This window comes from Arthrobacter sp. SLBN-100, assembly GCF_006715305.1.
GTDB lineage: Bacteria > Actinomycetota > Actinomycetes > Actinomycetales > Micrococcaceae > Arthrobacter.
In genome coordinates, this window is record NZ_VFMY01000001.1 from 513,199 (window position 1) to 524,944 (window position 11,746).

The 11,746-nt window shown below is 65.2% G+C and carries 10 protein-coding genes; 8 read left to right on the forward strand and 2 right to left on the reverse strand.

The genetic code is table 11. The features are described from left to right. Positions 1–4: 4 nt before the first annotated feature. The 4 genes from FBY31_RS02255 (at position 5) to rpsA (ending at position 4,242) form a co-directional block, all read left to right on the forward strand. The gene (locus FBY31_RS02255; protein ID WP_142036359.1) at positions 5–616 is read left to right on the forward strand and encodes a GyrI-like domain-containing protein; all 612 of its coding nucleotides are present in this window, start codon (positions 5–7) and stop codon (positions 614–616) included. A 76-nt stretch (positions 617–692) separates the two neighbouring features. After that, the gene (locus tag FBY31_RS02260) at positions 693–1,982 is read left to right on the forward strand and encodes a GNAT family N-acetyltransferase (RefSeq protein ID WP_142044995.1); all 1,290 of its coding nucleotides are present in this window, start codon (positions 693–695) and stop codon (positions 1,980–1,982) included. 135 nt (positions 1,983–2,117) lie between these two features. Then, positions 2,118–2,540, forward strand: a complete 423-nt coding sequence (locus FBY31_RS02265; RefSeq protein WP_142036361.1) for a DUF6098 family protein — start codon at positions 2,118–2,120, stop codon at positions 2,538–2,540. 226 nt (positions 2,541–2,766) lie between these two features. Continuing rightward, positions 2,767–4,242, forward strand: a complete 1,476-nt coding sequence (gene rpsA, locus FBY31_RS02270) for a 30S ribosomal protein S1 (protein WP_142031173.1) — start codon at positions 2,767–2,769, stop codon at positions 4,240–4,242. Positions 4,243–4,351: 109 nt separating this feature from the next. On the opposite strand, the gene FBY31_RS02275 is transcribed toward rpsA, so the two are convergent. Both FBY31_RS02275 and FBY31_RS02280 read right to left on the reverse strand, forming a co-directional pair. Beyond that, positions 4,352–4,855, reverse strand: a complete 504-nt coding sequence (locus tag FBY31_RS02275; RefSeq protein WP_142036364.1) for a GNAT family N-acetyltransferase — start codon at positions 4,853–4,855, stop codon at positions 4,352–4,354. Beyond that, entirely contained in the window at positions 4,839–5,528 is a 690-nt protein-coding gene (locus FBY31_RS02280) for an IMPACT family protein (protein WP_235012894.1), read from the reverse strand. Before FBY31_RS02280 ends, FBY31_RS02275 begins: the two co-directional genes overlap by 17 nt. 82 nt (positions 5,529–5,610) lie before the next feature. Between FBY31_RS02280 and coaE the strand changes: the two genes are divergently transcribed. From coaE to FBY31_RS02300, 4 genes are all read left to right on the forward strand, one after another. Continuing rightward, on the forward strand, positions 5,611–6,831 hold the full coding sequence (gene coaE / locus FBY31_RS02285) for a dephospho-CoA kinase (RefSeq protein WP_142036369.1): 1,221 nt from the start codon (positions 5,611–5,613) through the stop codon (positions 6,829–6,831). Positions 6,832–6,950: 119 nt separating this feature from the next. Continuing rightward, positions 6,951–9,047, forward strand: a complete 2,097-nt coding sequence (gene uvrB, locus FBY31_RS02290) for an excinuclease ABC subunit UvrB (protein WP_142036372.1) — start codon at positions 6,951–6,953, stop codon at positions 9,045–9,047. A 202-nt stretch (positions 9,048–9,249) separates the two neighbouring features. Then, on the forward strand, positions 9,250–10,278 hold the full coding sequence (locus tag FBY31_RS02295; protein ID WP_142036375.1) for a TerC family protein: 1,029 nt from the start codon (positions 9,250–9,252) through the stop codon (positions 10,276–10,278). Positions 10,279–10,385: 107 nt separating this feature from the next. Then, a complete protein-coding gene (locus tag FBY31_RS02300) occupies positions 10,386–11,744 on the forward strand; it encodes an MFS transporter (protein WP_142036377.1) in 1,359 nt (452 codons plus the stop codon). Positions 11,745–11,746: the final 2 nt, after the last annotated feature.

Genomic DNA, 11,746 nt, shown 5'->3' on the forward strand with positions numbered 1-11,746 from the left:
CGCGATGGACAAGTATGACGTCCGGAAACAGTTCAAGGAACTGTACGCGCCCCGCGCCCGGGACTTTCAACTGGTCACCGTCCCGCCGCTGAAGTACCTCATGGTGGACGGACACGGCAACCCGGGGACGGCCCCGGCCTACAAGGACGCCCTGGAAGCCCTGTTCTCGGTGTCTTACGCCGTGAAGTTCGCCAGCAAGCACGCGGGCCGCGACTACGCCGTCGGACCCCTGGAGGGTCTGTGGACGGCCGATGATCCCGGCGCTTTCAGCCGCGGTGACAAGGACAGCTGGAAGTGGACCATGATGATCGCGCAACCTGATTGGACCGGCTCGCCGGAAGTCCACGACGGCATCGCGAAGGCGGCAACGAAAAAGCTCCCGGCGCTGGACCTGCTCCGCCTTGAAACACTTGACGAGGGGTTGTCGGTGCAGGTGCTGCACATCGGCAGTTACGACGACGAAGGCCCCATACTCCACCGGCTGCACAGCGAGTTCATGCCGGCCAATGGCCTTGCCTTTGCAGGCCTGCACCACGAGATCTACCTCAACGATGCCCGCAGGGTGGCGCCGGAAAAACTCAAGACCATCCTCCGCCAACCCGTGCGGCGGCTCTGACGTCTGCCTCCCGCGCCCGTATGCCGGCGCTGGCGGGGCAGGGGAACTATTGGCTAGGCTCGGACGGGTGGCTGAGCTGAGCGGTAAGTACGAGATCCGGCGCTTCGGCGCAGTGTCCCAGGGCAACGACGGCTATGCGGCGGCGGAGACCTGGGCGCGGGCTGTCGCCTTCGGATTCCACGAGTCCACCCGTACGCCCGAGCACGTGGCAAAATCCCTCGCCACCTACGAACGGGACGGGCGCGTCCTGACCGGCGTTTACCAGACCGGTGAGGTGGCGCCGGCCTCGCTGCCGGCCGACGTACCGGTGGCCACGTTCGCCACCTTCCGCAAGACCCTCAACATCGGGTTCGGCCGGAGCCTGGAAAGCCAACTGGTCACCTCCGTCACAGTGCGGACCTCGCACCGCCGCCGGGGGCTGCTGCGCCGGATGATGAGCGAGGACCTGCGCCTCGCCAAGGATGACGGCATCGCGATGGCTGCCCTCACCGCTTCGGAAGGAACGATCTACGGACGCTTCGGCTACGGCGTCGCCAGCTTTGAGCGGACGGTCAAGGTGGATACCACCGCCCGCTTCGTCCTGCCGCACCAGCCGACGGGCAGCGTGGAAATCGCCGAGCCCAAAGCCCTGCTGCAACTGGCGCCGGAAGTTTTCGAGCGGGTGCATCGGGTAACCCCCGGTTCGCTCGGCCGCCAGGAGTGGTACCGGCAACTGGCCTCAGGATCACTTGGCCGCGACGGCAAGGAGGATCCAGCCGTCAAGGTTGCGCTCCACTACTCGGCTGACGGTACCGTGGATGGCTACGTTTCCTACAAGTTCCTTGGCTGGGACACGCAGCCCTACACGGTGGAAGTGGTTGACCTGGTAGCGGCCGCAAATGACGCCTACCTGGAACTCTGGCAGTTCCTTGCCGCCATCGACCTGGTGCAGCGCGTCTCCTGGGATGAAGCGCCACTCGATGACCCGCTCACCTGGGCCCTCGCGGACCCCCGCTGCATCGATTCCTCGGACAGCCGTGACATGCTGTGGCTCCGCATCCTCGACGCCGGCAGGGCCCTTGAAGCCAGGCATTACCCAGCGAATGGGGAGCTGGTCCTCGAAGTCCGGGACCCCCTGGGCCTCACGGCAGGCACCTACGCCCTCCGGGCCGACGGCGGCGAGGCCGCCGTCGAGCGTTTGGCCGATGCCGCGGAAGCGGACCTGACGCTGGATGTCTCGGCCCTGTCGTCGATCTACCTGGGCGCCGTCTGTCCGGTGACCCTCGCGGCTGCAGGAAGGATCCGCGAAAACGCGGCCGGCTCAGCGCTGAAGGCGCGGCAGATGTTCGCCGTCGAGCGGTCCACGCACTGCCTCACCCACTTCTGACGGCGCGCTGAATTTGTCGACTATGGCCTGTCCGTGCCCGGAAGCCTACGCTGAACTTGTCGTGAAGCCGACCGCGCACTTTCTCCACGCCGTTGTTTACCCGATGGCTTGATCTTTTCGTTTGAGGAGGCAGCAATGCCCAATGAAGCGGATGAAGGTGTTATCGACACACTGCGGGAACTCGAAGACATTGTCCGGGGAGAGGACCCCGTGTATGTCCGGTACTCCCGCGGGTATGAGGCGGACGCTGGTTCCGGAAGCACCGACACCGAAAGCGGACTGACGCTGCCGGGCCTCTCGGTCAACCCGTTGACACCGGAAGAGTGGTGGACCAGGCCGTTGAGGGACTGGCTTGCCCGCCAGATCTGCCAGTACCTGCATCTGGGCAAGAGGCAAGACCGGCACGCATGGATCCTGACCGGGAAGTGTGTGGGCCGGGGACCGGACTGCGAGCCGCTCCTTGCCAGTGTCCACCCGCTTGGCCGGCTCACGAACGGGCTGCTGGAAGAGGCGGAACGGGTTTACGAAGAACGGTTTAACGCACGGCAGGGCCCATGACGCGGCCGGCAGGGCATGCGCCCGGCGGCCCGAATGCCGCTTTGACCCGCGTTACGGGCAGCGACTAGAATGAACGGGCGTGTGTTACGTGTGCGCAGCTTTGGTTCGCATTTGAACGCCACGCAATCAGGATGACCCGGCAATCCGCCGCGCTCCGCCTCCAGGTCAGTACCCGGAGGTGGTGGTCGCCTGACCAACTAACTATCCACAACGGAGCCCCTACTACATGACCATCACCTCCACCGAGAAGCCCGGTACCCCCGTAGTCGCGATTAACGACATCGGTACCGCTGAGGACTTCCTCGCAGCTGTCGACGCCACCATCAAGTACTTCAACGACGGAGACCTCGTCGAAGGTACCGTCGTCAAGGTCGACCGCGATGAAGTTCTGCTCGACATCGGTTACAAGACCGAAGGTGTCATCCCCTCCCGCGAGCTTTCCATCAAGCACGACGTTGATCCCGGAGACGTTGTCTCCGTTGGCGATCAGGTCGAAGCCCTGGTGCTCACCAAGGAAGACAAAGAAGGCCGCCTGATCCTCTCCAAGAAGCGCGCTCAGTACGAGCGTGCCTGGGGCGACATCGAGAAGGTCAAGGAAGAAGACGGTGTTGTCACCGGTACCGTCATCGAGGTCGTCAAGGGTGGTCTTATCCTCGACATCGGCCTGCGCGGCTTCCTGCCCGCATCGCTCGTCGAGATGCGCCGTGTGCGCGACCTGGCTCCGTACATCGGCCAGCAGATCGAAGCCAAGATCATCGAACTGGACAAGAACCGCAACAACGTGGTCCTGTCCCGCCGTGCATGGCTTGAGCAGACCCAGTCCGAGGTCCGCTCCACGTTCCTCAACAAGCTGGAAAAGGGCCAGGTCCGTCCCGGCGTTGTTTCCTCCATCGTCAACTTCGGTGCCTTCGTGGACCTGGGCGGCGTAGACGGCCTCGTGCACGTTTCGGAGCTGTCCTGGAAGCACATCGACCACCCGTCCGAGGTTGTCGAAGTTGGCCAGGAAGTCACCGTCGAGGTTCTCGAGGTGGACCTGGACCGCGAGCGCGTCTCCCTGTCGCTCAAGGCTACGCAGGAAGACCCGTGGCAGACCTTCGCCCGCACCCACGCCCTCGGCCAGGTTGTTCCGGGTAAGGTCACCAAGCTGGTTCCGTTCGGTGCGTTCGTCCGCGTCGAAGACGGCATCGAAGGCCTGGTCCACATCTCCGAGCTCGCCGTGCGCCACGTTGAACTGGCAGAGCAGGTTGTCTCCGTTGGCGACGAACTGTTCGTCAAGGTCATCGACATCGACCTCGAGCGCCGCCGCATCTCGCTGTCCCTCAAGCAGGCCAACGAGGGCGTCGACGCCGACAGCACCGAATTCGACCCGGCTCTGTACGGCATGGCCGCAGAGTACGACGAAGAGGGCAACTACAAGTACCCCGAGGGCTTCGATCCCGAGTCCAACGAGTGGCTTGAAGGCTACGAGAACCAGCGCGCCGCCTGGGAGCAGCAGTACGCTGACGCCCAGACCCGTTGGGAAGCCCACAAGAAGCAGGTTGCCCAGCACGCTGCCGACGACGCTGCAGCTGCAACGTCCGGTGACAGCGATTCCGGCACCACCAGCTACTCCTCGGAGCCTGCTGCCACCGACACCGGTGCCGGCACCCTGGCTTCGGACGAGGCTCTTGCTGCCCTCCGCGAGAAGCTGACCGGCAACTAATTGCCACCGGCCCGGACCATCCGGGCCACCGCAACAGACCCCCTGCCTCCGGCAGGGGGTCTGTTGTTTAACGCAGCTGATGGGCCGTGATTTACCGGCAACCAGCAGCTTAGAGTTCGACGACGGCGCTTACGGTCCCGTCGTCGTCGGGCGTGAGTACGGCGCCGGCAGAGGCAAGCAGGCGCCGGGCACCGAGGTTTCCGGCCAGCGTACGGGCGGTCACCCGGAGGACACCGGCTTCGCGGGCCTCCGCCAGGACAAGGCGCAGCGCGGCGCTTCCGATACCACGGGACCGAAAGCTCCTGCCCAGCCAGAGGCCGGTCTCTGCCGCTTCCCGGCCCTTGCCGGTATCGGCGAGCTTGAGTCTGATGGTCCCCGCAAGGCTGCCATCAGCGCGAATGGCCCAGGTTTTCTCACCGGCTTCCCCTTCCAGGCCATGGGCGGCGGCGCGGTGGTAGCTGAAGAACCACGCGGTCCGCTCCAGGTTCCAGCCCGGTCCGCCCAGCGGGGGAGCAACCTCGTCCGGGGAGGCATCGCGCTTGGCCAGTTCGAGGAGTTGATCCAGGACAGCTTCATCCACGTCCAGCAGGGACACGTCAGGAGATCGGGACATCCACCCACTCCGTTCCTTCGGTGGTCAGGTGGGCGTTGCCTGCAGTCAACAACTGCACGCGTTCCGCGGCGCTGGCGATAGCCGCAGACTCGTCCGGTACGGCCACCCGCAGGACTGTATGCCGGGCGGCGTAGCTTGTTTCAGCCATGACGAAGCCCGCGGCACGAAGGTCGTTCTCCAGCCTGCCGGCAGCGGCGTGCGGCACTTCGACTGCGCAGACACGCAGCCGGCTCCGGCGCACCATGGGCGCCAGCGCAAGCGCTGAGGATACGGACTCTGAGTACGCGCGGACCAACCCGCCCGCCCCCAGCAGGACCCCGCCGAAATAGCGCACGACGACGGCACTTACGTCACTGAGGTCGGCCACCCCGGCTGCGGTTGCCCTTTTGGCCAGGGCCTCCAGCATCGGAATGCCCGCTGTTCCCGACGGTTCGCCGTCATCACTGGAGCGCTGGATGTCCCGGTCCGGGCCGATGATGAATGCCGAACAGTGGTGCCGTGCGTCATGGAATTCACGGCGGAGGCCGGCCACCAGGTCCCGTGCTGCTTCTTCCGTGCCGGCCCGTCGCAGGACGGTGATGAACCTGGAGCGCTTGATCTCGATCTCGTGGCGGAAATCCTGCCCGGGCGCCAGGGTGGTGTAGCTGGCAGCCCGGCTCTCTTGCTCTTGCACCCGCCCAAGTCTAGGCCCCGCTGCCCTCATCCCGAGGCGCCCGGTCAGGGAACCTGGCGGTGCGGGCTAGTAGGCTGACGGAGTGCTGAAAATCGGGTTGACGGGCGGCATCGCCTCAGGGAAGTCAGTGGTTGCCGCGCGGTTGAAGGAACTCGGCGCAGTCCTGGTGGATGCTGATGCGCTGGCACGGGAAGTCGTGGAACCGGGAACCGAGGGCCTGCAGCGGATCGCGGCGGAGTTCGGGGACGGGGTGCTTGCCCGCGACGGCCGGCTGGACAGGCCGAAGCTGGGCGCTCTGGTATTCGGAAACCCTGAACGCCTGGCGGTCCTGAACGGAATCGTCCATCCGCTGGTACGCTCACGCGCCGCGGCCATGGTGGCAGCAGCACAGGATGATGCCGTGGTGGTGCAGGACATTCCGCTTCTTGTGGAAACCGGGCAGGGCAGCGACTTCCACCTCGTCCTGGTGGTGGACGCGCCGGAGGACATCAGGCTGCAGCGGATGTTGGAGCACCGGGGCATGACGGAGGAGGCTGGGCTGTCCCGAATGGCCGCCCAGGCCACGCGGGAGGACCGGCTGGCCGCAGCCGACGTGGTCCTGGGCAACTCCGGCAGCGTGCAGGATTTGCTGGACCAGGTGAACCGGCTCTGGGACCAACGTTTACAGCCCTTCACGCGGAATCTAGCGGCAGGAGCGTGCGCCGAAAGGAACGGCGGACCCGTGCTGGTACCCGCGAACCCGCTGTGGCCCCAGCAGGCACAGCGGCTGATGAACCGGATTGCCAAGGCACTTCCCGTGGAGCATCCGGACGCGGTGCGGCTGGATCACATCGGGTCCACAGCGGTCCCCGGACTGGATGCCAAGGACGTCATCGACCTGCAGCTCACAGTGCCGGACCTTGAGGTTGCCGATTCCCTCGCCCCTGCCCTGGCCGCCGCCGGGTTTCCCGTGGTTCCCGGAATCAGGTCGGATACCCCGAAGCCCCGCCATCCGCACGGGGAAGACTGGCAGAAACGCTTCCACGCCAACGCCGACCCCGGGCGGGACGTCAACCTCCACGTCCGGGCCGAGGATTCCGCCGGCTGGCGCTTTGCCTTGTGCTTCCGCGACTGGCTCCGGACTGAACCGGCAGCCGCGGCGGAATACGTGGCCCTGAAGCGCAAGCTCGCCGCCGCCCACTCAGGCGACGGATCGACGGCAGGTTACGCGGATGCCAAGGAAGACTGGCTCGCGGCCGCCGAAGAACCCCTTGAACGGTGGGCTGAGCGCTCTGGCTGGCAGGCGCCGTCGTCCGTATCCTGACCCGCTGCCAAGCGCGTTTCCTGCCGGCCGCCGTCGAAGTCTTCCGTGAAACTGTCCTGCTTGTTCGCCCGTAACGGACTGGCCATGCCGGTGTCGGTGCCCGGTTGTAGATTAGATCCATGAGCCTTGCGCAGGAGATCAATCGTGTTGTAGCACCCTTCGAGGTGATCAGCGAGTTTAAGCCGGCAGGTGACCAGCCCGCCGCCATCGCGGAACTCACGGAGCGCATCAAAAACGGTGAAAAGGACGTGGTGCTGCTTGGCGCCACCGGTACCGGTAAGAGCGCCACCACTGCCTGGCTGATCGAGCAGGTCCAGCGACCCACCCTGGTGATGGTCCAGAACAAGACCCTCGCCGCGCAGCTGGCCAACGAGTTCCGGGAGCTGCTGCCCAACAATGCGGTGGAGTACTTCGTCTCCTACTACGACTATTACCAGCCGGAAGCCTACGTGCCGCAGACGGACACCTTCATCGAGAAGGACTCGTCGATTAATGAGGAAGTGGAGCGGCTGCGCCACTCCGCAACCAACGCCCTGCTGACCCGCCGCGATGTCATAGTGGTGGCCACCGTGTCCTGCATCTACGGCCTGGGCACGCCCGAAGAATACATCGCCGGCATGGTCACCCTTCGCAAGGGACAGGAAATGAACCGCGACGCGCTGCTGCGCAAGTTCGTTTCCATGCAGTACTCCCGCAACGACATGGACTTCCACCGCGGTACCTTCCGGGTACGGGGCGATACGGTCGAGATCATCCCCATGTACGAGGAACTGGCCCTGCGGATCGAGTTCTTCGGCGACGAAGTGGAGAACATCTACACCTTGCATCCGCTCACGGGCGAGGTCATCCGGGAAGAAACCGAGATGTACGTTTTCCCGGCCTCGCACTACGTGGCGGGACCCGAGCGGATGACCCGCGCCATCAAGTCCATCGAGGATGAACTCGCCAGCCGGCTGTCGGTGCTGGAAGGGCAGAACAAGCTCGTGGAGGCTCAGCGCCTGCGGATGCGCACCACCTACGACCTCGAGATGATGCAGCAGATGGGCTTCTGCAACGGGATCGAGAACTATTCGCGGCACATCGACGGCCGCGGCACCGGCACGGCCCCGCACTGCCTTATCGACTACTTCCCGGACGACTTCCTGCTGGTAGTGGACGAATCCCACGTAACGATCCCGCAGATCGGGGCCATGTACGAAGGGGATATGTCCCGCAAGCGCACCCTGGTGGACCACGGCTTCCGGCTGCCGTCCGCCATGGACAACCGGCCGCTGAAATGGGACGAGTTCCTGGAACGGATCGGCCAGACCGTTTACCTTTCCGCCACTCCCGGCAAGTACGAGCTGGGCAAGGCCGACGGTTTCGTCCAGCAGATCATCCGCCCCACCGGCCTGGTGGACCCCGAAGTCATCGTCAAACCCACCAAGGGCCAGATCGACGACCTCCTGGGTGAAATCAGGACCCGCGTGGAGCGGGACGAGCGTGTTTTGGTCACCACCTTGACCAAACGCATGGCGGAGGACCTCACGGACTACCTCCTGGGCCACGGCGTGAAGGTGGAGTATCTGCACTCCGACGTGGACACCCTGCGGCGTGTTGAACTGCTCCGCGAACTGCGGATGGGCAGCTTCGACGTACTGGTGGGCATCAACCTCCTCCGTGAAGGCCTTGACCTGCCGGAAGTCTCCCTCGTCAGCATCCTGGACGCGGACAAGGAAGGCTTCCTGCGCTCCTCAACGTCCCTGATCCAGACCATCGGGCGTGCCGCCCGCAACGTGTCCGGCCAGGTCCACATGTACGCGGACCGCATTACCGATTCCATGGCCCACGCCATTGACGAGACCAACCGGCGCCGTGCCATCCAGGTGGCCTACAACACGGAGAAGGGCATCGACCCGCAGCCGTTGCGGAAGAAGATTGCCGACATCACCGACCAACTGGCCAAGGAAGACGCCGACACCCAGGAGCTGCTCAGCAACAACCGCCTGGCCAAGGGCGGCAAGCGGAAGGCGGCAGCCAAGGGCGCAGCTCAGGCGCGTTCTGACGGTCTCGCCGCGGCTCCCGCCGAGGACCTGGTGGGACTCATTGAACAGCTGACCGAGCAGATGCACGGGGCAGCAGCTGAGCTGCAGTTCGAGGTTGCGGCGCGGATCAGGGACGAGGTCAGCGAGTTGAAGAAGGAACTGCGCCAGATGCAGGCCGCCGGGCACGCCTGACGCAAACACCTGCTTGGAGCGGGCCGGCAGCCGCCTGGGGTACAGTTAAGGTCACGTAGGGGAGTATCCCAAGCGCTACGATCGTCAACACGCAGGGCATGGTTGCCCCGCCGGGCGTAGCGGGCCGCCACATCAGCACCAAGTGCACAGGCAGGCCGGAGAGACTTACAACGCATCTCTGTACCCTGCGAAAGGCTACCCTGTGCTCGATTTGCCCGTGTGGTTCGAGGTCGGCTCCTTTGTCGTCCTCGGCCTGATCCTCCTGACCGACCTTCTCCTGGTGGTCCGCCGCCCCCACGAACCCTCCATGAAGGAAGCCGGCCTGTGGGTGACGTTCTACGTCACTTTGGCCCTGGTGTTCGCCGGTGCCATGTTTGCGTTCACCGGCCCCGAGTTCGGCGGCCAGTTCGTCGCCGGTTGGGTGACCGAATACAGCCTCAGCATCGACAACCTGTTTGTCTTCATCATCATCATGGCCAGGTTCTCCGTGCCGCGGAAATACCAGCAGGAAGTGCTGATGGTGGGCATCATCATCGCCCTGATCCTGCGCGGCATCTTCATCCTGCTCGGCGCCATCGTCATCGAACAGTTCAGCTGGGTGTTCTACATCTTCGGCGCCTTCCTGCTGTGGACCGCGTGGAAGCAGGCCCAGGATGAGGGCGAAGATGAGGAGGACCGGGAAAACCCGCTCATCGCGAAGATCCGCAAGATCATCCCGATGTCGGAGAAGTACGACGGCGGCAAGCTCCGCACGGTGGTGAACGGCAAGAAGGTCTTCACCCCGATGGTCATCGTGTTCATCACCATCGGCATGACCGACCTGCTGTTCGCCGTCGACTCCATCCCGGCCATCTTCGGACTCACCCAGAGCCCGTTCATTGTGTTCACGGCAAACCTCTTCGCCCTGATGGGCCTGCGCCAGCTGTACTTCCTGCTGGGTGGCCTGATGAACCGCCTCATTTACCTGAAGCACGCACTGTCCTTCATCCTGGCGTTCATCGGCGTCAAGCTGGTCCTGCACGCCATGCACGTCAACGAACTGCCGTTCATCAACGGTGGCCGGCACATCGAATGGGCTCCCGAGATCCCCACCTTCGTGTCCCTGGCAGTCATCGTGGGCACCATCCTGGTCGCAGTGGTGGCCAGCCTCCTCAGCTCCAAAGCCAAGGAAGCCCATCTCGATCCCCGGCTCGAGGAAGACGTGCGGAAGAGCCACAGCGACGTCGACTAGTTTTTCCGCAACTGCAAAGCAAGTAATCCCGGCCGCCCCCCGCGGCCGGGATTACTTGCTTAAAAATCGCTCTGCAAGACGGAAGCACCGAGGTCTATGCTCGGATCATGGCCGGCACTTTGATGACGGAAAGCGGAGTGCGCCAGGTGCAGCGGCGCACCGTGGTGCTGTTGAGTGCAGCCCAGGTGTTTGGCGGGATTGGGACCGGCGCCACGGTGTCCATCGGGTCCATCCTCGCCGTCGAGCTCTCCGGTTCAAGCGCGTGGGCGGGTGCCGTGGCCACGGTGATGACCCTCGGCGCCGCACTTGCTGCCCTGCCGCTGGCCGCCCTGGCTGACCGGCGGGGACGCCGCATTGGCCAGGTCGCGGGACTGTCGGCCGCCATGGCCGGCACGCTGCTGATGGTCCTGTCGGTGGTGTCCGGCCTCTTCGTCCTGCTCATCCTTGGCGCCGCCGGCATCGGGATAGGCACGGCCGCGAGCCTGCAGGCGCGCTTCGCCGCCGTCGACCTTGCCGACGCCGAACACCGCGGCCGGGCACTGTCCGCCGTCGTATGGGCCGTAACGGTCGGAGCCGTCACCGGACCGAACCTGATCCAGCCCGGGGCTGTGGTGGGCCAGGCCCTTGGCCTCCCGCCTGTGGCGGGTCCCTTTGTGATCTCCGCCGTGGGACTTCTGCTCGCCGTCGTCCTGCTGTTTTTTGGCCTTCGGCCTGACCCACTGCTGCTGGCCCGGGAACTCGCCGCCGCGCCGGCAGTGAATCAGCATGCCAGCCAGCCCGCAGGCCACCCCGTTAATCAGCCGGCAGCCCTGCAGGCCCGGGCACCCGGGTCACTGGTCCGGGGGACGCGGGCCATCCGGGGCTCCCGTGGCGCCCTGCTGGCGCTGGCCGCCCTGGTGGGAGCACACGGGGTGATGGTGGGCGTGATGTCCATGACGCCGCTCCACCTGCAGGAACTGGTGGCCGGGCCGGGCCACGCCGGCCATGCGGCCGCCGGCGACGTACTGGTGATCATCGGCTTCACCATTTCCCTGCACATTGCCGGGATGTTTGCGCTGTCACCGGTGATGGGCTGGCTGACAGACAAGGCCGGCAGGACTGAGACCATCATCATCGGCTTCGCCACCATGATCGCTGCCGTCGCCGTTGCCGGATTCGGCCAGGCGTCCACCGTCGCCGTGGCTGTGGGACTGGTCCTGTTGGGCATCGGCTGGTCCGCGTCCACCATTTCCGGCTCCACCCTCCTTGCCGAGAGCGTTGGCCAGGAATCCCGCGTGGTGGTCCAGGGTGTTTCGGACATGCTGATGGGGGTAGCCGGCGCGGTGGGCGGTGCCACGTCCGGCCTGGTCCTTAGCCAGGCCGGCTACCTGGGGCTGAACTTGGCGGGTGCGGTGGTGGGAGCGGCGGTACTGGCCGCCGCCATATGGACGAGGGTGGCGCGGCGGCGCAGGTCTCTGACGCCCTAAAG